17 protein-coding genes and 1 CRISPR repeat array (1 of these 18 running past the window's edge) are annotated in these 23,163 nt (G+C 67.3%); of the genes, 5 read left to right on the top strand and 12 right to left on the bottom strand.

The window, feature by feature from the left end:
- A CRISPR array of direct repeats spans positions 1-4,454; the repeat unit is 28 nt; unit sequence CGTCACTGCCGGATAGGCAGCTCAGAAA (it extends 795 nt beyond the left edge of the window).
- A 535-nt stretch (positions 4,455-4,989) separates the two neighbouring features.
- Complete coding sequence (locus HHL15_RS18715) at positions 4,990-5,853, top strand: hypothetical protein (protein WP_169147325.1); 864 nt, start codon at positions 4,990-4,992, stop codon at positions 5,851-5,853.
- A 2-nt stretch (positions 5,854-5,855) separates the two neighbouring features.
- Here HHL15_RS18715 and HHL15_RS18710 read toward each other — a convergent pair whose 3' ends face one another.
- From HHL15_RS18710 to HHL15_RS18695, 4 genes are all read right to left on the bottom strand, one after another.
- A complete protein-coding gene (locus tag HHL15_RS18710; protein WP_169147324.1) occupies positions 5,856-6,986 on the bottom strand; it encodes an ATP-grasp domain-containing protein in 1,131 nt (376 codons plus the stop codon).
- A 15-nt stretch (positions 6,987-7,001) separates the two neighbouring features.
- Positions 7,002-8,399 carry an MmgE/PrpD family protein gene (locus tag HHL15_RS18705; protein WP_169147323.1) on the bottom strand — a complete coding sequence of 466 codons (1,398 nt, stop codon included), beginning with the start codon at positions 8,397-8,399 and terminating at the stop codon, positions 7,002-7,004.
- Positions 8,400-8,435: 36 nt separating this feature from the next.
- On the bottom strand, positions 8,436-10,433 hold the full coding sequence (locus HHL15_RS18700; protein ID WP_169147322.1) for an O-linked N-acetylglucosamine transferase, SPINDLY family protein: 1,998 nt from the start codon (positions 10,431-10,433) through the stop codon (positions 8,436-8,438).
- Between the two features lie 98 nt (positions 10,434-10,531).
- The gene (locus tag HHL15_RS18695; protein ID WP_169147321.1) at positions 10,532-12,229 is read right to left on the bottom strand and encodes an AAA family ATPase; all 1,698 of its coding nucleotides are present in this window, start codon (positions 12,227-12,229) and stop codon (positions 10,532-10,534) included.
- Positions 12,230-12,428: 199 nt separating this feature from the next.
- Between HHL15_RS18695 and HHL15_RS18690 the strand changes: the two genes are divergently transcribed.
- Both HHL15_RS18690 and HHL15_RS18685 read left to right on the top strand, forming a co-directional pair.
- Positions 12,429-13,340 carry a LysR family transcriptional regulator gene (locus tag HHL15_RS18690; protein ID WP_169147320.1) on the top strand — a complete coding sequence of 304 codons (912 nt, stop codon included), beginning with the start codon at positions 12,429-12,431 and terminating at the stop codon, positions 13,338-13,340.
- 124 nt (positions 13,341-13,464) lie between these two features.
- Positions 13,465-16,137, top strand: a complete 2,673-nt coding sequence (locus HHL15_RS18685) for an ABC transporter substrate-binding protein (protein ID WP_169147319.1) — start codon at positions 13,465-13,467, stop codon at positions 16,135-16,137.
- Between the two features lie 12 nt (positions 16,138-16,149).
- On the opposite strand, the gene HHL15_RS18680 is transcribed toward HHL15_RS18685, so the two are convergent.
- The 4 genes from HHL15_RS18680 to HHL15_RS18665 form a co-directional block, all read right to left on the bottom strand.
- Positions 16,150-16,539, bottom strand: a complete 390-nt coding sequence (locus HHL15_RS18680) for an Hsp20/alpha crystallin family protein (protein WP_169147318.1) — start codon at positions 16,537-16,539, stop codon at positions 16,150-16,152.
- Positions 16,540-16,552: 13 nt separating this feature from the next.
- Positions 16,553-16,993, bottom strand: coding sequence for an Hsp20/alpha crystallin family protein (locus HHL15_RS18675; RefSeq protein ID WP_169147317.1), 441 nt, complete (start codon positions 16,991-16,993; stop codon positions 16,553-16,555).
- Between the two features lie 101 nt (positions 16,994-17,094).
- Entirely contained in the window at positions 17,095-18,162 is a 1,068-nt protein-coding gene (locus tag HHL15_RS18670; RefSeq protein ID WP_169147316.1) for an alkene reductase, read from the bottom strand.
- A 92-nt stretch (positions 18,163-18,254) separates the two neighbouring features.
- On the bottom strand, positions 18,255-19,142 hold the full coding sequence (locus HHL15_RS18665) for a tetratricopeptide repeat protein (protein ID WP_169147315.1): 888 nt from the start codon (positions 19,140-19,142) through the stop codon (positions 18,255-18,257).
- Positions 19,143-19,317: 175 nt separating this feature from the next.
- Between HHL15_RS18665 and HHL15_RS18660 the strand changes: the two genes are divergently transcribed.
- Complete coding sequence (locus tag HHL15_RS18660) at positions 19,318-20,250, top strand: VTT domain-containing protein (RefSeq protein WP_169147314.1); 933 nt, start codon at positions 19,318-19,320, stop codon at positions 20,248-20,250.
- Here the strand turns inward: HHL15_RS18660 and HHL15_RS18655 are convergent, their stop codons facing one another.
- The 4 genes from HHL15_RS18655 to HHL15_RS18640 all read right to left on the bottom strand — a co-directional run bounded on the left by HHL15_RS18655 (position 20,251) and on the right by HHL15_RS18640 (position 22,492).
- The gene (locus HHL15_RS18655) at positions 20,251-21,129 is read right to left on the bottom strand and encodes a pirin family protein (RefSeq protein ID WP_169147313.1); all 879 of its coding nucleotides are present in this window, start codon (positions 21,127-21,129) and stop codon (positions 20,251-20,253) included.
- Positions 21,130-21,141: 12 nt separating this feature from the next.
- Entirely contained in the window at positions 21,142-21,549 is a 408-nt protein-coding gene (locus HHL15_RS18650; protein ID WP_169147312.1) for an OsmC family protein, read from the bottom strand.
- A 78-nt stretch (positions 21,550-21,627) separates the two neighbouring features.
- Positions 21,628-22,263, bottom strand: coding sequence for a trimeric intracellular cation channel family protein (locus HHL15_RS18645; protein ID WP_169147311.1), 636 nt, complete (start codon positions 22,261-22,263; stop codon positions 21,628-21,630).
- A gap of 13 nt (positions 22,264-22,276) precedes the next feature.
- On the bottom strand, positions 22,277-22,492 hold the full coding sequence (locus HHL15_RS18640) for a VF530 family protein (protein WP_169147310.1): 216 nt from the start codon (positions 22,490-22,492) through the stop codon (positions 22,277-22,279).
- A gap of 158 nt (positions 22,493-22,650) precedes the next feature.
- On the opposite strand from HHL15_RS18640, the gene HHL15_RS18635 reads away from it, so the two are divergent.
- Positions 22,651-23,076: an MAPEG family protein gene (locus tag HHL15_RS18635; RefSeq protein ID WP_169147309.1), complete on the top strand. Its 426-nt coding sequence runs from the start codon at positions 22,651-22,653 to the stop codon at positions 23,074-23,076.
- Positions 23,077-23,163 lie beyond the last annotated feature (87 nt).

Below are 23,163 nucleotides of genomic sequence, written 5' to 3'. Positions count from 1 at the left end.
GGCAGCTCAGAAACGTCTGCAAGCCATTCAGGCCCGTCACCTCGTCGTCACTGCCGGATAGGCAGCTCAGAAAAGGTAGAGCGGGACGAAAAACGTAGTGCCGTTCGTCACTGCCGGATAGGCAGCTCAGAAATGCGAGCCTTCGACTCAGTATAGATACCGGAACGTCACTGCCGGATAGGCAGCTCAGAAAGCAACGGCGCACCTGCTCCACCGCAAAAATAGCGTCACTGCCGGATAGGCAGCTCAGAAATAGCGCCTCTATGGTTTCCGACGAAGGGTCCGCGTCACTGCCGGATAGGCAGCTCAGAAACGAAACTCTTGGTTTAGTTGTCGAAGCTGCGCCGTCACTGCCGGATAGGCAGCTCAGAAATGGCGAACCTCCGACTACCTCCGACCCTGTAGCGTCACTGCCGGATAGGCAGCTCAGAAAAGCATGTCGATGACCTTCACGAATTCGGGGCCCGTCACTGCCGGATAGGCAGCTCAGAAAGAAGCGCCTGTCCTTTGCGTCCATGCTGCCAGCGTCACTGCCGGATAGGCAGCTCAGAAATTGAGCGGGCCGGAGTGAGTGTGTGGCTCGATCGTCACTGCCGGATAGGCAGCTCAGAAAATCACATTCAACAACAATGCGTTTGTGCGGATCGTCACTGCCGGATAGGCAGCTCAGAAAAAAGAAGAGCGCCTGAATCGGATTCACGACGACGTCACTGCCGGATAGGCAGCTCAGAAAGAATTCAATGAGTTTATAGACGACCGAGTATTCGTCACTGCCGGATAGGCAGCTCAGAAATGCATCGCCGAACTTGGCTTTCAGGCTCTTCGCGTCACTGCCGGATAGGCAGCTCAGAAATGCCGCCAGAAGCTCAAGAGCGGCCCGAGCAACGTCACTGCCGGATAGGCAGCTCAGAAAAGTGCAAAGGGCCTGGATGCCTACAGCGTGTCCGTCACTGCCGGATAGGCAGCTCAGAAACACGGCCAACGACATCGAGCAAGCCCGCGCAGCGTCACTGCCGGATAGGCAGCTCAGAAATACCGAACCCTCCGCCACTAGCTGCAGCGCCTCGTCACTGCCGGATAGGCAGCTCAGAAAATTTCCGTGTAGTCGCTGGCGTGGCCGTGTTTCGTCACTGCCGGATAGGCAGCTCAGAAAAGGAGGTGAAGGTCTGGGATTTCGACCTTGGCCGTCACTGCCGGATAGGCAGCTCAGAAAATCTGCCGTAAGCAAGATGGCAAGTGGATTGACGTCACTGCCGGATAGGCAGCTCAGAAAAGGCTGAAGTCGATCAAGTTATGGCTGTTTCTCGTCACTGCCGGATAGGCAGCTCAGAAAGTCCAGATCAAGAAAGGATCGACTTTCCTCGACGTCACTGCCGGATAGGCAGCTCAGAAAAAGCCTGAAACGCGATCAATCGCGTCAGGGTCCGTCACTGCCGGATAGGCAGCTCAGAAAAACGGCGCAGGATTGCTTCGACCGTAATCTCGGCGTCACTGCCGGATAGGCAGCTCAGAAAGGAATGTCCGGGGCCTTGGTGTAGCTCTGCGGCGTCACTGCCGGATAGGCAGCTCAGAAAAGGAATGACCGCGCCTGCTTGTCCGGGATGCCCGTCACTGCCGGATAGGCAGCTCAGAAAGGAAGAAGCTCACGGCGCAACAGAAGCCGATGCGTCACTGCCGGATAGGCAGCTCAGAAACAGATAGCGGGCGATATTGACCAGCGCGGCGTCGTCACTGCCGGATAGGCAGCTCAGAAATTTTGCAACAGCCGATTGCCAGTAGTCCGAGCCGTCACTGCCGGATAGGCAGCTCAGAAAATTCCTTCCGCGCCGCAACAAGCAGCGCTCCACGTCACTGCCGGATAGGCAGCTCAGAAAGTCTGAACAGGATGCTCAGTCAGCGGATACCACGTCACTGCCGGATAGGCAGCTCAGAAAAGTCGGAAATTGACGCCCTGGTCACGCCGATCCGTCACTGCCGGATAGGCAGCTCAGAAATGGTCAAGGGCCTGGTGGAGGAGGGCAGGGGCCGTCACTGCCGGATAGGCAGCTCAGAAAGGCGATACCGGCGGAAAATTGGGAGTGCCGGACGTCACTGCCGGATAGGCAGCTCAGAAAACAACCGCGCTGGAACGGAAGATCGGATCGACCGTCACTGCCGGATAGGCAGCTCAGAAATTCACCACTGCCTTTGGCACCTCGGCCAAGAACGTCACTGCCGGATAGGCAGCTCAGAAACGCTGCCTCTGGCCGTTCGGCGACGGCTTTAACGTCACTGCCGGATAGGCAGCTCAGAAAAACACGTAGAAATCATTCCCGCGCCGCACGCCCGTCACTGCCGGATAGGCAGCTCAGAAAGCGCAGGGCTTCGTGGGGCTCCAGAGCCTGGACGTCACTGCCGGATAGGCAGCTCAGAAAAAACTGGAATTCCCCGAAGCGATCCAGCCCCCCGTCACTGCCGGATAGGCAGCTCAGAAAGCAGTGATGCGCGCCTCCACCGACCAGGGCATCGTCACTGCCGGATAGGCAGCTCAGAAAGTCCAGATCAAGAAAGGATCGACTTTCCTCGAACGTCACTGCCGGATAGGCAGCTCAGAAATCGACGACAAAGCCCCAAGCCGCATCGCTGACCGTCACTGCCGGATAGGCAGCTCAGAAAAAGGCGCCCGACATTCCACCGGCCATGGCTGCCGTCACTGCCGGATAGGCAGCTCAGAAATCAAGCTGCAGCGCGGGCTGTATGTGCTCAACCGTCACTGCCGGATAGGCAGCTCAGAAAGTCCCGCAAGGCGAGCCAGGCCGTCAAGGACGCGTCACTGCCGGATAGGCAGCTCAGAAAAAGCCGGACCCGGCTACGCAAAACGTCACCCACGTCACTGCCGGATAGGCAGCTCAGAAACTCCAGCAAGCCCAGCAGGCCCGCAACGACATCGTCACTGCCGGATAGGCAGCTCAGAAACGACACGGTGACGGACGGGCCGGCATGCAGCGCGTCACTGCCGGATAGGCAGCTCAGAAAATCAGACCGATGGTGATGAGATCAGCAAGCATCGTCACTGCCGGATAGGCAGCTCAGAAATTGATCCAGGAACCCACATAAGCGGCGTGCTGCGTCACTGCCGGATAGGCAGCTCAGAAAAGATGGTCGTAGGTGGGGGCCGCACCGTTGGTCGTCACTGCCGGATAGGCAGCTCAGAAAAACCAGTAGGCCTCACTGGGCCTGTGCTTTAGCGTCACTGCCGGATAGGCAGCTCAGAAATCAAGAAGCTGATCAAAGCGGGCCTGCTTGTGCGTCACTGCCGGATAGGCAGCTCAGAAAAGTCTCAACTGATGAACCTGGCCATTACCGGGCGTCACTGCCGGATAGGCAGCTCAGAAAGCCCGGCCGAGCTGGCCCGGGTGAAGAACCACGTCACTGCCGGATAGGCAGCTCAGAAACGAAATCGGGCTCGCCCCCGGATGAGCCCGAACGTCACTGCCGGATAGGCAGCTCAGAAAAATACACGTACTCATTGCCGCGCTTCTTCTCGCGTCACTGCCGGATAGGCAGCTCAGAAAGCTGTTCGGCTGCGGCGAGGATCAGCTTGACCCGTCACTGCCGGATAGGCAGCTCAGAAAAAGTATGCTTTGGAGCACGATGGCCGAAATGCCGTCACTGCCGGATAGGCAGCTCAGAAAATGGCAAATGACATGGCTTTGATAATGTCGGGCGTCACTGCCGGATAGGCAGCTCAGAAAATCCACGTGATCCTTGCACGGGCCGACGGCGGCGTCACTGCCGGATAGGCAGCTCAGAAAAACCCCCGCCACGTCATTCCCTTCAGCCGCCACGTCACTGCCGGATAGGCAGCTCAGAAAAATGGGGAGGCCATGAGCCCGCAGGCCCGCCTCGTCACTGCCGGATAGGCAGCTCAGAAATGGATGCCGAGGCCGCCAAATACGCGGACATGCGTCACTGCCGGATAGGCAGCTCAGAAAGGTAGATCACGTGGGCATCGGGATGCGCCAGTCGTCACTGCCGGATAGGCAGCTCAGAAAACCGATCTGCTCGCCGATAGCGCGCTTCAGCGCGTCACTGCCGGATAGGCAGCTCAGAAATGACAATGCGGCCTCCATGACTTGGGCAGCGTCGTCACTGCCGGATAGGCAGCTCAGAAAAGAGTCGAAAACCTGGGACAGGCGCTCGGCTTCGTCACTGCCGGATAGGCAGCTCAGAAATTGGCGTCGCGCTCCAGCCGGCGGTAGATCTTCGTCACTGCCGGATAGGCAGCTCAGAAAAGCAGCACACCGTTCAGCTGTACGGGAGCCGGCGTCACTGCCGGATAGGCAGCTCAGAAACGGGTGACCGGGTCGAACTCCGGCGTATCCACCGTCACTGCCGGATAGGCAGCTCAGAAAGAGGACACCAACGCCACGGCGGGAGATACCGCCGTCACTGCCGGATAGGCAGCTCAGAAAGCCTCAATGTCAGGCAATTCCCGCGAAACTGCCTCCGCGTCCTGATTCTGCGCCTTACCTCAAGCCCTCCAGCATGCTCAGCCGTGCCCACATGGGGTCTCTGTTTCTTTGCCACAGTCGTCCATGTAGGTCAGTCGCCCTAGAACTACACTCCGCATATGGACTTGTTGATTTTCGGTTTTCTATTGCTTCCACTGGCCTTGGCCACCGGTAGCCTCTTTCTTTGGGGCTGTATTGGCCTGTGCCTGATCTCTCCATTCGTGTCCCTGGTGTTGGGGGCGGTTCTGCGGCCACTTCCCCGTTCTCTGCGCCGGCGTTAGAACGACCCTTTGTGGCGTGTTTTCACCGTCACCGACGCGGCTGGGTGCATTCCCAGCCTGTTTCCTTCAGAACATCCCCTGGCTGCTTCTGCGGCACGCCTTTTCGCCGAAGCGTTCCTTTCTGTCTGCATACGCTGATTCTCCCCTCCGTGCGATCCCGCATGCGTCCGTCACCTGGACTCGGTCAGAATGTGTACCGGCTCCAGGGAGAACGTATGAGCAACAACTATTTCGATGACAAGGCCAGTCAGTATGGCAACGACGCCAATCACATTGCTTCAAATGGGGGAACGGGGTCGATTGCCTATTGGGATGCGAAGGCGCAGCAGGCGAATGCACAGGCCATCGCGGATGGCATGCGCAATGAGACTTACAGCTTTGGTGATCCGGGCACGTCTTCCACCGGCAACACCTTTGGGCAGACCACGACGAGTCCGGTGTATTACGGTGGGGGCAGTGGCAGTGGCAGCGGGGGCGGGTTGAATCTGGCGCAGTTGTTCGTGCTGGGGCTGTGCTGCGCGGCGGCCTGGTGGGGCTACAGCAGTGTGATGGGGCGTTTTTCGCCGAATACGCCGTTCGAGCGTTATCCGATCTTCTATCCCAGCTACAACACGGCCAAAACACCGGAGGCTTCAATCAAGCTGTTCCGCGAGGTGGCGATCAAGACGGCGCGGGAACGCTTTGGCGGGTTGTTCCGGGCCGATACGCCGTACGAGAAGTTCTTTGATGGTTGCGCGCCGGCTTTCAAATGCACCGAGCACAGCTACAACGGCTTTCGCAATCTGCAGCCTTATGCCGTGAATCCGGCGACCTATTGGCCGGATGTGTGCCGCGTCAGCCATGCCGGCCTGCATGGCGAGGCCAATCTGCCGGTGGCGCCACAGTGGGCGATGCGCGTTGTCCAGAAGAAGGACGGGCTGAGCACCAGCCACGTGTGTGAGCTGACCAATTCCACCGAGCTGTTTGCTGCGGCCCGGGGGCGTCAGACCGTGGTGACGGGGGCTGCCGGTGGGGTGGCGGTGTCGCTGGTCGGCATCGGGCTGTTCCTGGTGCGCCGCGTGCGCAGGGCGAAAGGCTGATATCAGCCCTCCGCACGCCAGTGGCCGTCGCGCTTGAGCTGCTCGATCCGGCTTGTTTCGAGGGCCCGGCTGACCGGCAGGCGCAGCACATCGACCGGCCAGGCGGTGGGCGACGGCGCGGTGTCCAGCTGGATGCCGGCGAAGTGCGCCAGGCCCATGCCCACCTCGTCGTAGCCCAGCAGGCGGCGTGCGCTGGTGGCGCCGGTGTAGCGGCCGTTGAATTCGTAGATGCCGTAATCGCCGGCTGGGCTGCGCTGGCACTGGATGTTGAGGGGGCCGCGCCAGCCTTCGGCGGCAAAGGCGCTGGCGCAGCGCCGGCCGAGTGCGAGCAGGGCCGGGTCGTTCTCGTGGGCGACTCTTTCGCTGCGGCCCTGGCGCATGGCGTGGCGGGTGGCGAGCAGGCCGGCCTGCTGGCCGTCCGGGGCGATGAAGGCCTGGATCGAATACTTGTCCATCTCGAAGCTGTGGAACAGGGGCACGCCGTCGCGGGCGCAGGCCTCCACGTAGTTGCGCACGGCGTCCGGGTCGCCCAGGTAGGCCTGCAGGATGTAGTCCGGCCGGCCGGCCAGGCGTAGCAGCTGGGCTTCGTTCAGGACCAGGAAAACTCCGCGGGAGGCGAAGCCCTGGCGCGGCTTGGCGATCAGCGGATAGCCGTGGTGGGCGGCAAAGGCGGTGAGGCGGGACGGGTCGGCGTCCGTGTCGGTGGCCAGGGTGGGGGCGAAGGGCAGGCCGTGGTCCTGGGCTAGGGCCGCACTGGCGGCCTTGTCGAGCATGGCTTCGGCGGGCCGGCGGGCGCCGCACAGAAAGCGCGGGGCGTGCGCGGGGTGGGCCTCCGCGTGGGCGGCCAGGTAGGCGACGTCGTCATCGCGGCAGGGGATGACGAGGTGGGGCCGGAGGGCGTCCAGGATGGCCTCGAAGCGCCGGGTGAAGGCGTCGGGGTCGTCGCGCAGGTTGCCGCAAAGGAAGGCTTCGTCGAAGTCGAACAGGGCTGGCTCGGCCGCCACGCTGTTGATGGCCGCCAGGTGCAGCCCGTTGCGCCGTCCGTCCAGGCTGGCGAGCACGTTCTGCCCGACCAGGCTGGCGCCGGAGAGGAAGAGCACGCAGGGGCGGCGGGCCGCAGGAGGAGATGTCATCGGGTGCTCCGGATGTCAGGCCGCCACGGGGAGGCTGCGGTACAGGTTGGTGAGGCTGCGGATGTCGGCCAGGGCGGGCAGCGCCCACAGGGTGTCGAGCCAGGCCTGGCCCTGTTCGCGGTTCAGGACGCGGTCGCTCATGCGCCAGAACTTGGCCTTCAGCTCCCGGTCGTCCATGGGGTTGAGGGGGTGGCCCTTGGGAGGGCCGGCGCTGCGGCCGAGGCGGCGGCCATCCTTCAGGACGAACTCCACGCGGGAGGGCCAGCGCGGCAACTCGCCGGCATGTTCGCGGGTCAGCTCCGGGTCGTCGCGCACCACGATCTTCTGCATCAGGGGGCGCAGGGCCGGGTCGGCGAGGCGGCTCTCGCTGAAGCTGTCCACGTTCAGGTCGCCATCCACCAGCGCGGCGGCAACGAGGTAGGCCATGCTGTGGTCGGCCACCTCGCGGGTCTGCGGGTCCCATTTCTGGTCACGGTCGCCGGCACCGCCGCCGATGGCATGCCAGCCGCCCCAGTGCACCGACACGACGATCTGATCGATCTCGTCCAGCCGGGCTTCGTTGCGCAGGGCCAGGGTCAGGGCGATGGGCCCCTGGCCGTTGTAGTCGGCGGGGTAGTACTTGAGGCCGGTGCTCTGCAGGGCCGAGCGCCCGTTGCGGGGCTGGCCGAGGGTAGTGAGGTCGAGGGGGGCCAGCCCGAACATCTCGTAGAAGCCGGCGAGGCCTTCGAAGGGGCGGTCGGGGCCGGTCAGGCCCTGCCCGGCGAGGCGTGCGGCGAACACCGCGTTCATGGTGCCGTGGGCGGTGGCGCAGCCCTTCCAGTCGGAGATGAGCCCGGTGCGGGTGACGCGCATCGGGATGCTGGGGGTGAGGGCCAGGGCGATGGCATGGCCCATCTGCTCCAGGCTCAGCTCCAGCATCACGCCGGCGCCGGCCACTGCACCGAGAATGGCGTAGATCTGGTCCACGTGCTTGTCGCGCAGCAGGTTGCCGTAGAGGCCGCCGCGGCGCACCGCCGCATAGGTTTCGTAGGCGGCATGCACGGCCCGGATCACCTGGCTGCCGCCGGCGCCGCGGGCTTCGCCCAGGGCCAGCACGGCCGACATCATGTCGCTGGGGTGGCCGCCGTTGCCGGTGTCGTTGTAGTCCAGGTAGCGGATCATCACCGTGTTGGCGAAGGCGGCATATTCCGGCGTGGTGGGTTGGGCCAGCCCGAACACGGAGGCGCCGGCACTGCTGGTGGCGGTGCCGGCAATGGCGCGGGCGACCTGCGCCGGGCGGGACTCCAGGGCGCCGAAGGCACAGGCGACCGAGTCGATCAGGTGGCGGGTCACGGCGTCGGCCGAGCCGGCGGGCAGCGGGGCCCGCTGCATCGAGACGGCGTATTCGGCAATGGCGCGGCTGGTGGTGTCCATGGCAGGGTCTTTGAGCGGGATTGAAGGGGGCCGGGTTCAGGCGGGGAGTTCGATGGCCTGGGGCGGCTGGCCGGCACACCAGTTGCGCCACATCAGGCGGAAGGCCAGGGCGATGCTGTCGGCCACCTTGGCGGTGCTGAGGGTGGGCGAGGTTTCGAGGCGCTGGCGCAGTGACTGGCGCAGGCTGGCGAGGCCTTCGAGGTCGGCCGCCTTGTGTTGGGCGATGGCGACGAACTCGTCCTCATTCTCGGCCACCCAGTCGCTGAGCCCCACCTTGCCCATGATGCCGGCGCCCAGGCGCTGGGGCAGGGTGCGTCCGGCCAGGGTGAGGGTCGGCACGCCCATCCACAGGGCGTGGTTGGAGGTGGTGCCGCCGGCGTAAGGAAAGGTGTCCAGCAGCACATCAATGCGGTTGTGCAGTTCGAGATACTCGCGGGTGGGCAGGCGCGGGTGCAGGCTGATCCGGGCGCGGTCGATGCCCTCGGCGTCGAAGCCGGCCAGCAGGCGCTCGCCGATGCCGGCTTCGGACACCGCGCCGATCAGCAACCGGGCCGTGGGCAGGGCACGCAACACCCTCGCCCACAGGGCGACGCTGCGGGCGTTGATCTTGCTGGGGCGGTTGAGGCTGCCGAAGGTGAGGTGGCCGCGCTCCAGGGCCGGCAGGGGGGCTACGTCGGGGGCGTTCTGCTCGGTCTTGAAGCTCATGGCGTAGGGCAGGTAGACCAGCCTCTCGGTGAACTGGTCGTCCAGCCGGCCGGGCGGGGCGGTGAGCCGGAAGACGAAGCGGTAGTCGATGCAGTCCATGCCGGTGGTGCCGGAATAGCCCAGCCAGGTGACCTGCACCGGGGCCGCACGGTGGGCGAACAGGGGCAGGCGGTTGTCGGCGGTATGGCCGGACAGATCCACCAGGATGTCGATGCGGTCGGCCCGGATCATCGCGGCCAGCCGGGCGTCGTCCGCGCCTGCCACCGCCTGCCAGCCGTCCACCAGGCCGCGCAGGCGGGCGCTGACCTCATCCTCGCGGGCCAGGTTGGAATAGGCCACGAGGCTCAGGCCGCGTTGGCGCAGGGCTTCGAACATGGGCTCCATGAAGTAGGCCACGGCGTGCCGGCGCAGGTCGCCGGACACGAAGCCGATGCGCAGCGGGCGTTCGGGATCGCGGTCGTTGCCATGGCGGAGCGGGCGGTTCCGGGATGCTGACGCGAATTGCGCGCCAAAACGTTGATGGGCGGCAAACACCTCCTCGGCGCTGGCGTCCGCGTCGTGCATCAGGTGGTAGAGGTAGCCGCTGTGGGCCGCGTGGGCCTGCGGGTTGAGCTGGATGGCGCGGGCGTAGTGGTCGCGGGCGGCGCGGGTGTCACCGAGCATCGAGCAGGCCCGGCCGAGGGCATTGAAGATGCGCCAGTCGGCCGCCGGTGTGCGCGCCAGCCCGTCGAGGCAGGCGACGGCATCGGCAAAGCGGCTCTGGCGGTCGAACAGGTTGCCGAGGTTCAGCGTGGCCTCGATCCAGTCGGGCGGGGCGCACAGCGCCGCCTTGCGGTAGCTGCCCTCGGCTTCATCCCAGCGGCTTTGCTCGGCCAGGGCGTTGCCCAGGTTCAGCAGGGCTTCGGCCGAACGCGGCGCCAGGGCCAGGGCCTGGCGTGCGTACGCTTCAGCCTGCTCCGCATCGCCGCCCTGCAGGGCATTCTGGGAACGGTTGACCCAGGCCGGGACGACCTCGGGGGCAAGCCGGGTTGCCTGCTCGAACTGGCGCTCGGCGGCGGCAACCTCGCCCAGGCGGGCGTAGACCAGGCCGAGGTTGTCGCGGATCGAGGCGTCATCGGGCGCCAGTCGTGCCGCATGGGCCAGATGGGGCAGGGCGTCATGCGCCCGCTGGCGGGCCAGGTAGGACACGCCCAGCATCTGCCACACCACGGCTTCTGCGGGGTGGCGGCGGGACAGGTCGCGGGCGGCGCGTTCGAGCTGGCCGAATTGCCCGGTATGGAACAGGTCGAGCAGCTTGTTAAGCCGCAGCGGGGGCATGCGCGTGCTCATTGCCAGGTGTTCTGGAGGCGGATGGACGTGCAGGATACCGAGCCCTCGGGCTCTTGTTGCAAATTCAACAGCGATCGTGCCGTGAGCGAGGGGCCGTTTCAGCCCGGGTGGGCCACCTCCAGCCCCCTGAAGGTGGCGCAGCGCTTGAAGGCGTCCAGGTCGGCCGGGCATTGCTTCTGCTTGCAGTACTTGGCCACCAGCTTGGCGAGGCCCTTGATGTCGCGGCCGGTGGCCTCGGGGAAGGTCGCCACCAGGCTCTCCGCCAGCCCGGCCGGCAGGGCCAGGCCGAACTGTTCGGCCATCACCTGCCAGATGCGCAGGCGGCCGGCGTCGTCGGGCGGGGCGTACTTGATCAGGGCGATGCAGCGCGACACGATGGCCTCGTCGATGTCGTCGATGCGGTTGGTGGTGAGGAAGAGCAGGCCGTTGAAGTACTCCAGCACGCGCAGGAAGACACCGACCACCGCGTTCATGGTGATGTTGTCGTCGCGGCGCTTGATGTACACGTCGGCCTCGTCGATCAGCATCACCGCGCCCCAGCGCTGGGCGCGGGTCAATACGTCCTTGAGGGTGGTCTCCATGGCCGCCACGTTGAGGCCGAGCTGGCCGGAATGCACCCGGTAGAGCGGCCGGCGGATGATCTCCGAATAGACTTCGGCGGTGAGGGTCTTGCCGACGCCCGGGGGGCCGGCGCACAGCACCGTGGTGCCGCCGGACTTGCCCTCCACGATGTCGTCCATCAGCAGGTCCATCTCGGCGGTGAGGATGTCGATCAGGTCGGTCTGCTCTTCGGGCAGCACCAGCTTGTCGCGCAGGGCTGGCTTGTATTCGTAGGGATGGAGGTCGGCCACGTGCACCCACAGGTAGTGGTGCAGGTCGAGGTGGAACATGAGGATGTGGAAATGCACCGGCATGCGCGTGAAGTGCCCCTTGGGCAGGGCTTCGCGGGCGTCGGCGGCGGCATCCTCGTCGATGTAGCGGGAGCCCTTGGCGGCCTTGCGCAGGTAGGTGCCGAGGATCTCGCCGGGGGCGTCGAGGGTCAGCACCCGGTCGGACAGGATGCCTTCGTCGTTCACCAGGCGGGCTTCGCCGCCGCTGGAGGAGAGGATCACCACGTCCTTGCGCGACCAGTCGGTGTCCCGGTGGCTGGCGGTGGGGTTCTCGGCGTAGAGGCCGGTGCCGCGGCCGGAGAACTGCTCGCCATAGCGGGCCCGCCAGTCGAAGTAACGGGCTTCCATGTCGTCGTAGCTGGCGACGAGGGCGGCGGTTTCCTTCACATAGCCCTTGGCGGCGAGGATCTCGCCCAGCGTGCGGCCGGCAATGTCGCCGGCGATCAGGCGCAGCGTCTGGTTGGCGACCTTGCCGCGGGAGTTGGCCTTGAGCTCGAGGAAGACCTTGCCCGTCTCCTCCTGGGACGACGGCGTGTAGTCGAGCCGGGTGACGACCCAGGCGGTGGGCTGCTCGGGGCTGGCGATGGCAAACAGCCAGCCGCGCTCGGTGTCCTCGGCGAGGTAGCGGGCGAGCGCCGGGACCAGCATCTCCAGGTCTTCCGCCTCGAAGCGCAGCCCTTCGCCGCCGAGGGCCTTGCGCAGGGTGGCGATCTGCGCGGCGCGGTTGCGCAGGGCCGGCCCGCCGCTGGCGAACAGGCGCTCCAGGCTCTGCAGTTCGTCCTGCTCGAGCTGATTGAAACTGCATTCGGCCCGGTTGCCGAAACGCATCTGCTCCTGCAGCCAGCCCAGGCGGGGATGGGCGCCCACCAGCGCCTCGACGAACGGCCGTTCGATCTGCAACTTCATCGCTGCTGACTCCGTGGATGTGGCGGATGCTGCGATGCAAGATCCGTGCTGGCCGGCCCGCAGCCGGCGCAGGCCGCGTCCGGCAAGGCCCGGGGCGGGGGAGGGCCGGCGGGGCGCTGTCGCGATCATGACAATCACCGGCACCTGGCGTGGCGTGTTGTTTGTAACATGACGCTCCGACTCCCCCGGCGGGCCCGCCATGCACATCGATCTGCGCGATCTGCGCCTGTTCATCCACATTGCCGAGAGCAAGAGCCTGACCCGCGCCGCCGAGCGCAGCCACCTGTCGCTGCCGGCGGTGAGCGCGCGGGTCAAGGAGCTGGAGGCCCAGGCCGGCGTGCGCCTGCTCTACCGGGCACCGCGGGGCGTGGCCCTGACGCCGGCCGGGCAGACCCTGCTGCAGCACGCGCGCAGCATCCTGGCCCAGGTCGAGCACATGAAGAGCGACCTGCAGCGCTACGGCGAGGGCGTGCAGGGGCATATCCGCCTGTTCGCCAACACCACGGCGATCACCGAATTCCTGCCTGAGGTGCTGGCCACCTTCCTGGCCGCCCATCCCCAGGTGGACGTGGACCTGCAGGAGCGCCTGACCGGCGAGATCATCCGTGGTGTGCTCGACGGCACTACCGACCTGGGCATCGTCTCCGGCCCGGTGGATGTGGACGGGCTGGACAAGCTGCACTTCAGCACCGACCAGCTGATCCTCGCCCTGCCGCCCGGCCATCCGCTGGCGCAGCGGGAGCGGCTGCGCTTTGCCGAGGCCATGGACTACGACTACATCGGCCTGCACGAGGGCAGCACGCTGGCCACCTTCATGGACGGGCTGATGCAGAAAAGCCGGCACAAGCTGCACATCCGGGTGCAGGTGAGCAACTTCGAGTCGGTGTGCCGGATGGTCGAGGCCGGGGTGGGGATAGGCATCGTGCCGGCCTCGGCGGCGCGCCGCCACAGCCATACCATGAAGATCGTGACGCGCCCCCTGGACGAGCCCTGGGCCCTGCGCGAACGTTACCTGCTGACGCGCCGCGGCGACTCTCTGCCGGCCTTCACGCTGGCCCTGATCGAGGCCATCGTGGCCTTTCCAGGGCACCGCGACAGCCGCGCCGCCTGAACCAGCCGGTGGGGAATCTGGCATGCTCGCGCCTTGGACGCCGGCGTGCCGGCCAGAATGATGGAGACTGCCGCCCGGGGCCGGGTGCGCAGGGGGGATCGAGTTGCCGAGTCGAAGGGAAGTCTTGTTGGGAGGCCTGGGCTGCCTGGGCCTGGCGTTTGCGCCGGGGCGGGAGGCGCAGGCGGTCGAAGCGGTCTGTGTGCAGCTCAACTGGAAGCATCAGTTCGAGTTTGCGGCTTTCTATGCGGCCGTGCACCGGGGCTTCTACCAGGAGGCCGGCCTGGATGTGCGCCTCGTCGAGGGCGGGCCGGGCATCGACGTGGTGCGCGAGGTGGTCCAGGGACGTTGCGATTTCGGGGTGGGCACCTCGGCGCTGGTGGTGAACCGGGCCCGCGGTGCGCCGGTGGTGGCGCTGGCCACCCTGATGCAGCACTCGCCGGTGGCCCTGCTGGCCAGCCGGGCCCAGGGCGTGCAGAGCGTGCTCGACCTGGTCGGCAAGCCTGTGTCGGTGGACCCGCACACCCGGGACGAGGTCGCGGCCTTCCTGCGGGCCTCCGGCCTGCCGCCGGACGGCATCCGCCTGGTGGACCAGGACGATTGGACGCTGGCCACCCTGGAGCGGGGCGACATTGCGGCCAAGTCGGTGTATGCCTCCAACGAGCCCTTCCTGATCCGTGGCCGGGAGCATGCCTTCCTGCTGCTGACGCCCCGCTCGGCGGGGGTCGATCTGTTCGGCAACATGCTGTTCACCACCGAGACCACGCTGGCGTTGCGGCCGCGCACGGTCGAGGCCTTCCGCCAGGCCACCCTCAAGGGCATGGTGTATGCCCTGGATCACCCCGAGGAGCTGGTCGAGCTGATCCTCGAGAAATACAACCCCCAGGGAAAGTCCCGCGCGCATCTGCTGTTCGAGGCCGCGCAGATCCGCGAGCTGACCCGCCCCGACATCGTCGAGCCCGGCTACATGAGCCCGGGGCGCTGGCGGCATGTGGTCGACGTCTACGCCGGCCAGGGTGCGCTGCCCGCGCATTTCAGCCTGGAGGGCTTCCTCTACGACCCGGCCCCGCGGCAGACGCCGGCCTGGCTGTTCGGGGCACTGGCCGCATCCCTGGTGGCGCTGCTGGGGGCGCTGGGCGTGGTGGCCAAGGTGCGCTCGCTCAACCGGGCCCTGAAGGCCAGCGAGGCCGAATACCGGGAGCTGGTGGACAACGCCAATGCGCTGATCCTGCGCGTCGCCCCCGACGGCACGGTGACGTATTTCAACGAGCGGGCGGAGGCCTTCTTCGGCTTCACCGCTTCGGAGATCATCGGGCGCAACCTGGTGGGGACCATCGTCCCGCCCGTGGAGTCGGGCTCCGGGCGGGATCTGGCGGCGATGGTGGCGGGCCTGCTGGCGGATCCGGGCAGCGGAGAGCTCTGCGAGCACGAGAACATCACCCGCGATGGTCGGCGGGTCTTCGTGCGCTGGGCCAACCGGGCGATCCGGGGGAGCGGGGGCGAGCTGCTCGGCGTGCTGGGTGTCGGCCAGGACATCACCGCCCGGCGCCTGATGGAACAGGAGCTGGCGGCCCACCGCCAGCTCCTCGAGACCCAGGTGGCGGCCCGCACCGAGGAGCTGGCCCACGCCAAGGAAGCCGCCGAGGCGGCCAGCCGGGCCAAGACTGCCTTCCTGGCCAACATGAGCCACGAGATCCGCACGCCGCTCAACGCCATCACCGGTACGGCCCATCTGCTGCGCCGCTCGGGGGTGAGCAGCGAGCAGGGCGAGCGCCTGGACAAGATCGAGACCGCAGGGCAACACCTGCTCGAGATCATCAACGCGGTGCTCGACCTGTCGAAGATCGAGGCGGGCAAGCTGACGCTCGAGCAGACCGCCGTCAACGTGGATGGGCTGCTGCACAACGTGGTGGGCATGCTGCACGACCGGGCGCTGGCCAAGGGCTTGGCGCTGCAGGTCGACCTGGCGGAGCTGCCGGCGTCCCTGTGCGGCGACCCGACCCGCATCCAGCAGGCCCTGCTGAATTTCGGGACCAATGCCATCAAGTTCACCGCCGTGGGCGGGCGGGTGACCCTGCGCACCCGCGTCGTCGAGTCGCGGGACGACAGTGTGCTGGTGCGTTTCGAGGTGGAGGACACGGGGATCGGCATCCCGCCCGACAAACTGGGGCAGATCTTCCGGGCCTTCGAGCAGGCGGATACCTCGACCACCCGGGAATACGGCGGCACCGGCCTGGGCCTGGCGATCACCCGCAAGCTGGCCGACCTGATGGGCGGCATGACGGGGGTGCGCAGCGAGCCCGGCCGGGGCAGCACCTTCTGGTTCACCGCCCGGCTGGTCCGTGGGGTCGGTACGGAACTGCCCACCGCCGGGATGAGCGGAGAGGAGGCCGAGCGCAGCCTGGCCGAACGCCATGCCGGGCAGCGCATCCTGCTGGTGGAGGACGAGGAGATCAACCGTGACATCGCGGTGGAGATGCTGGCCGAGACGGGCCTCCTCATCGACATGGCGCGGGACGGGGTGGAGGCTCTGGAGCGGGTGGCCGAGACGGACTACAGCCTGATCCTGATGGACATGCAGATGCCGCGCATGGATGGCCTGGAGGCGACCCGCCGGATCCGCGCCATTCCCGGGCTGGCCGGCACGCCCATCGTGGCGATGACGGCGAATGCCTTCGCCGAAGACAGGGCCCGCTGCTTTGCCGCCGGCATGGATGACTTCGTGCCCAAGCCGGTCGAGCCGGCCCAGCTCTTCCGCGCCGTGCTGCGCGGCCTGGAGCGCCGCGCAGCGGGGGCTTGAGCGCAGGCTGGGTCAGGCCACCTGGACGGCGATGCGGCGGGGCTGGGCGTGTTCGACCTTGGGGATCCGCAGCTTCAGCACGCCCTGGTTGAACTCCGCGGCGACCCGGTCCGGGTCGAGCTCCTTGGAGAGGGTGAACACCCGCCGGTAGACGGCCAGGCCGACTTCGGTGTGGATGGGCTCGAGCCCTTCCGGCGCGGGCAGCAGGATCCGGCCTTCGATGGTCAGGCTGTCTCCCTCTATGTGCACACCCAGCCTGTCCCGGGAGACGCCGGGGAGGTCGGCAAAGAGGGTGATGCCGGCCGCATCCTCGATGACATCCACCGGCGGCAGCAGCACTTCCTCGGGGCGTACGGAGGTTTCGGCCCGGGCCTGCGGGCGAACGGAGTTCACGTCGGTCATGGTCGGGCTCTCCTTAAACCACGTTGATGCGGCGGGGCTGGGCGGCGGCCCGGCGCTGCACGCTGACATGCAGCACACCATCGGTGTAGCGGGCGCTGACTGCGTTGGGATCCACGTCGTCGGGCAGGGTCACCACCCGCCGGAAGCGTCCGGAGAAGCGCTCGTCGATATGCACGGTGGCCGGCGCCTCCTTGGGCGGCAGCACGCCGGGGCGTTCGCCGGCAATGGTCAGCACGCCCTTGTCCAGCTGGACGTCGAGGCTGGCCGGGTCGAGGCCCGGGGCAAAGGCATGGATCTCGACAGACTGGGCGGTGCTGCCGACGTTCATGGCCGGGTAGCCGCCGCGGCCGGTTCCGCGGATGCTCGGCGACACGTCGCCCTGCTGCTGCATGCCGCGCTGCAGGCGGTCCAGCTCGGCCAGCACGTCGCGGGGGAAAAGGGATCGATAGAACATGCGGACTCCTCCTTGTCGGACAGGGTGGGGAGGCCAGTGGCCGCCCTCCCCACCGATATGGGAGTGGCCCGCCGGGTTTCAAGTGGGCGGCAAGGCGGCGCTCACTGCATGAAGGGATAGTCGGTGTAGCCCTCGGCACCGGGGGAGTAGAAGGTGGCGGGGTTGGGCGGGTTGAGGCCGGCGCCGACCTTGAAACGGGCAGGCAGGTCGGGATTGGCCAGGAAGGGCACGCCGAAGGCTACCGCGTCGAGCAGGCCGGTTTCGATGGCGGTGGCGGCTTCCTGCGAGGTGTAGCCCATGTTGCCGATCAGCACCCCCTGGTAGTGCTCGCGGGCCGGGGTCAGCACGTCGCCCTTCTGCTGGCCGAAGAAGTCGCCGCGCATCACGTGCAGGTAGGCCAGACGGAAGGGGTTGAGGCGCTGGGCGAGCCAGGTGATGAGGCCCACCGGGTTGCTGTCGATCATGCTGTTGTAGCTGTTGAGCGGAGACAGGCGCAGGCCGACCCGGTCGCCACCCCACACGTCGCAGCAGGCCTCCAGCACCTCCAGGAGCAGGCGCGCCCGGTTCTCGAGCGGGCCGCCGTAGGGGCCGCTGCGGGTGTTGCTGCCGTCGCGCAGGAATTCGTCGAGCAGGTAGCCGTTGGCGCCGTGCAGCTCGATGCCGTCGAAGCCGGCGAGGCGGGCGTTCTCGGCGGCGTGGCGGAAGCCGGCGACGATGGCCGGCAGCTCGTCGTCGTGCAGGGCACGCGGCGTGACATAGGGCTTCTTGCCCTCGGGGGTGTGCACCTCGTCGCCGGTGATGGCGATGGCGCTGGGGGCGACCGGCTGGGCGCCGTCGTTGAGCAGGGGGTGGCAGGCGCGGCCGCCGTGCCAGAGCTGCAGCACGATCCGGCCGCCGGCCTGGTGGACCGCATCGGTGACCTGCTTCCAGCCGGCCACCTGGGCATCGGAATGGATGCCGGGCTCATGCCAGAAGGCCGAATTGCCGGCCATCGTCATGGTGGCCTCGGCAATGATCAGGCCGGCGCTGGCGCGCTGGGCGTAATAGGTGGCGATCAGGTCGCCGGGTACATGGCCGTCTTCCGCGCGGCAGCGGGTCAGCGGCGCCATCAGGATGCGGTTGGGCAGGGTAAGTGCGCCGGCTTGCAGGGGCTTGAACAGGGCGGACATGGAGGACTCCGGTGAGTGGCGGGGAATTCGGTCAATGTGCTTGGTGCGCGCAGAGCGGGGATTGTTCCGCAATGGATCGTGTCTGTGCCGTTTCAGGGCTCCACATCGGGCTCCCGTACCGGTGGACGCCAGGCGACCACCAGCGGCTTGTCGGACGGTGCCGGAAAGCGTCCGTTGGCGCGGCAACCGGCCTCCGGATAGGTGGCGCACAGGGCAGCCAGCGTGTGCTGGGCCACCGCCGCGCTGCCGGGGGTCTGGTGGGCCTGGGCGAGGAGCCTGAGGCTGTCCCCCAGGTCGATCTGTTCCGCCTTGTGGCGGATGCGTACCAGGACCAATCCTGCCTGGGCATCCGCCTCGCCCAGGCGCGCGGCTTTGTCGTACCACTTGATGGCTTCGCCAGGATTGGCAGGCAGGTACTTGCCCTCGTCGTAATAGCGCCCCAGTGCATAGTGCGCGTAGGCATGGCCGCGTTCCGCGGCAAGCTGCAGCCAGCGCAGGCCGCTGGCGGTATCCCGTGGCTGGTCGCCCTGACTTTCGATGAGAATGATGCCGAGGTTGAGGGCGCAGAGCCGGTCCCCCTTGAGGGCTGCGCGCTCAAAGAACTCCGCTGCCCGCCGGTGGCTGGCCGGCACGCCCTGGCCATCCATGTGCATCACGCCCAGATGGAAGATCGCCTGGGGCAGGTCCTGCCGCGCGGCTTGTCCATACCAGTGAAGTGCGGCCCGATAGTCCGTGCGGCCACCCCGCCCCTCCTGATAAAGGCCGGCGAGCCGGACCTGGGCCTGGGCGTCGCCTTGCTGCGCGGCGTGCAGGTAGAGCGGGCGGGCGAACTTGTACAGGCCCCGCTTCTCCAGCGACAGCGCGACCCGGTAGGCCGACGGGTCGACCGCAATCTCGCGGAACAGCGTCACGCCCAGCGCAAGCACCGCTGCGGCGAGGAGGATCAGGAAGAACGGGCGGGGTGAGGTGGGGGTGTTCATCGTATCGGCATAAGACGTGATGGCGCCGGATTCTGACACCTGAAAGCGCATTTGCATATGTGCTGTGCGGGCTGCCGCTGCACTGGGGACAGTGCAGCGGCCAGGCCCTAGAATGCCGGGCATGGCGGGATGGCCCTGAGGGTGTCCCGAGCCCGACCGGACACCTTTCCCGAACATGGACATTGCCCAACTCCAGCAGACCCTGCAGCGCGATGCTGTCACGGTCGTCTTCCTCAACGTGCTGCTGCAGCAGCTCGGCCTGCCGGTGCCGGCGGTGCCGACCCTGCTGCTGGCGGGCAGCCTGGCGGCCGGGCCGGGCCAGCTGGGGGCGATGCTGGCGGCGGCCACGCTGGCCTCGGTGCTGGCCGACTGGCTGTGGTACGGGATGGGGCGGCGCTTCGGCTACCGGGTGCTGGCCGGCCTGTGCCGGCTGTCGATCAATCCCGCGTCCTGCGTAAGCCAGACCGAGGCGCGCTTCGTGCGCTGGGGCCTGTCGTCGCTGGTGGTGGCCAAGTTCGTGCCGGGTTTTTCGACGGTGGCGCCGCCGATCGCCGGTGCGCTGCGCATGGCCCTGCCGGGTTTTCTGGCGGCGGCCGGGGCGGGGGCGGCCTTGTGGGCGGGCTTGGCGCTGGGCATCGGCTGGATGATGCGCGACACCGTGCAGGCGGTGATCGCCGTCCTCGACGCCCATGCGGGCCGGGCGGTGGCGGTCGTGCTGGGGCTGGCGGGCCTGTGGCTGGGCTGGAAGCTGTGGCAGAAATACCGTTTCCGCACGCTGTGCACCGTCCCCCATGTGACCCCGGCGGAGCTGCTGGAGGCCTTGGCCGGCGAGGCGCCGCCCCTGGTGCTGGACCTGCGTGGTGCGTCGATGATCGCCGAGACAGGGCCGATCGCCGGGGCCCGGGTGGCCGAGCACGACCGCCTTGCGGATGCCCTCGGCGATTGGCCGAAGGACGGGCCGGTGGTGACCCTGTGCGCTTGCCCCGAGGATGCCGGCGCGGTGCAGGCGGCCCGCCAGTTGCTGCAGGCGGGCTACCGGTCGGTGCGCCCCCTCAAGGGCGGCTACGAGGCCTGGCTCGAGGCGACGCGGCAGGGCGTGGCAGGCTAGTCAGTCGGCGGCCCAGGGCAGCGGCGGCGGGCTGAGGCGCCGGGTGCTGCCGGGCACCGGGCCGAAGCGTGCATCACCGGCTTCCCAGTCGTGCTGGGCCTGAACGATGGCTGCCTTGCTGTGCCCCACGAAGTTCCACCACATCAGCACGGGTTCGCCGAAGGGTTCGCCACCGAGCAGCAGGACCCGGCTGCCCGGTGCAAGCTGCACGGCCAGGTTGTCCCGGCCCTGCCCGAGGTAGGCGAATTCATCGCAGGCGAAATGCTCGGCGCCGATGTCCAGGCTGCCCTCCAGGGGCAGGAGCGCATATTCGAAGGCCGGGTCGAGGGGCAGGCTGAGGGCGCCGCCCTCGCCGCTCTGGATGTCGATGCCGACCAGCGGGGTGTGCAGCGTGGCCGGCGCCTGCAGCCCGGCGTAGCGCCCGGCGAGCAGGGTCAGGGCGCATCCATCCTGCTTCCAGTGGGGCAGGACCGGATGGTGTTCGAAGGCCGGCGGGCAGTCCGCCTGCTCCGGCGGCAGGGCGATCCACAACTGGGCTGCGTGCAGGCGCCGGGCTTCGGGCAGGGAGTCTTCGGTATGCACGATGCCGCGTCCGGCGGTCATCAGGTTGACCTGCCCCGGGCGGATCACCTGTTCGTTGCCCAGGCTGTCCCGGTGCAGCACTTCGCCTTCGATCAGCCAGGTGAAGGTCTGCAGGGCCGTGTGCGGGTGGGCGCCCACGTGCATGCCGCCGCCGGGGGCGAAGTCCACCGGGCCGGCGTGGTCGAGAAAGCACCAGGCGCCGACCATGCGGCGCTGGCGGGTGGGCAGGGCGCGGCGCACGAACAGGCCTTCGCCCAGGTCGGCCTCGCGGGGCTGGATGCGTTCAAGGGTGTGCATGGCCGGGCTCCTTCAGGCAAGGTCGGTGTGGATGCGCACTTCGCCGGTGAGCAGCTTGTGCATGGGGCAGGCGTTGGCGATCTTCAGGAGCTGGGCGCGCTGCTCGTCGCTCAGCTCACCCTCCAGGAAGACCCGGCGGACGATGTCGTTGCCGCTTTCGGGCTTGCCGTCCGGGTTGAGCTGAAGTTCGACACGGACGCCGGTGAGGGGCCAGTTGCGGCGGGTGGCGACCATCTTGATGGTGATGGCCGTACAGGTGCCGAGGCCGCCCAGGATCAGGCGGTCGGGTGCGGGGCCGACGTTGCCGCCGCCCACCTCCAGGGGCTCATCGGCCGGCCAGGTGTGGCCGAGGTCGTCGGAGAGCAGTACGAGATACGGGGCTTCCTGCAGGATGGCGGTGACGGCGGGCGTTCCGGACATGGGGTGTCTCCCTTCGGGGGTGGGGCGGGTTGGCTACCCTGTCGGACCGGCCGCGGCGGGGCAAGTTCGGCCCGGCCCTCAGCCGTCGCGCAGCAGCGGCCGGGTCTGCCAGTTGTAGCGGATGGTGAGCATGCGCGCGATGAAGAACACACCGATGGTGATCCAGGCGGCCAGCACCGTATCCACCCGCAGGGCCAGGGTGAGGGTCAGGAAGACCAGGCTGGCGAACAGCACGACCAGCGCGAAGAACTGCCCGGGCTGCAGGATGAAAGGCACTTCGCGGACGATCACGTCGCGCAGCACGCCGCCGCCTACGCCGCTCACCGCCCCCACCAGCACCACGCCGGGCAGGGGGATGCCGGCGCCCAGCGCCAGTTGCATGCCCACCACGGCAAAGGCCGGCGTGCCGATCGCGTCGATGGTGCTGACCAGCTTGTCCACCACCGGCAGGTCTGCGATGCGCTGGTGCAACAGCGCCACCAGCAGGGACGCGGCGGTGATCAGGGGCAGGTAGACCGGGTCGGTGAGCACCGGCGGGGTGCGCTGCAGGAACACGCCGTCCCGCAGGATGCTGCCACCCACCGAGGTGAGCAGGGCCAGCACGAACACACCGACGATGTCGCAACGCTTGCGCAGGGCCACGATGGCGCCGGACAGGGCCCAGCTGAAGGTGGCGAGGTAGTCGAAGTAGACCGGGACGTGGAAGGCGGCCATGGCTGAGGCAGGCTCAGCGCAGCTGGCGCAGGTAGAAGGCCTCCACCTCGGCCCGTGCCCACGGGGTGCGGCGGAGGAAGGTCAGGCTGGACTTGATGCTGGGGTCGATCTGGAAGCAGCGGATGTTGACCACGTCGCCGAGGCGCTCCCAGCCGTGACGCTCCACCAGTTCGGTGAGCATGCGTTCAAGGGTGATGCCGTGGAGCGGGTCGCTGGATGGATTGGCCATGGGCGGAAAAAGGGAGAACCGGACCGGAACTTTGACTGACTTCAGTGACGCTGCCAAGGGCTGCATGCCCGCCAGGCTGCCACCCGGCCGGTGGTGCATGACATCCGCCTGGCCGGCGGCTAAGCTCCGGGCTCCCTGTGCTTCCCGTGGTGCCGCCGATGCCTTCCCGCGACGTTTCCAGCCTGCTGCCGCTGTTCGCCCTGGCCGGCTGGACTGCTCTGATCCTCCTTCTCATCGCCTTCCGCCGCATTGGCGCGGGGCTGGCCGGACGGGTGCGCCCGGCGGACTTCCGCTATGGCGAGAGCGCGGGCGTGCCGCCCGACGTGTGCCTGCCCAACCGCAACTACATGAACCTGCTGGAGCTGCCGGTGCTGTTCTACGTGGTCGGGCTGATCGCCTTCGTGACCGGCCAGACCTCGCCGCCGCAGCTGGCGCTGGCCTGGGCTTACGTGGTGCTGCGCGTGGTGCATAGCCTGATCCACCTGAGCTACAACAATGTCTATCACCGCCTGGCCGCCTTTGCGCTGAGCAACTTTGTCCTGCTGGCCCTGTGGGTGACGGTGTTCATGGGCCTGGGCGGCTGAGGCCCGCGCCGCGAGGCGGGTTGACCTTCACGTTAACCCGGACAGTCCCGGCCATCCTTCCGTGCTAAGTTCGGTGGCTCGAACCTG

This window comes from Zoogloea dura (genome assembly GCF_012927165.1).
GTDB lineage: Bacteria > Pseudomonadota > Gammaproteobacteria > Burkholderiales > Rhodocyclaceae > Zoogloea > Zoogloea dura.
The sequence above is the reverse complement of the archived record's forward strand: the minus strand, read 5'-3'. Positions and strand labels throughout refer to the sequence as shown.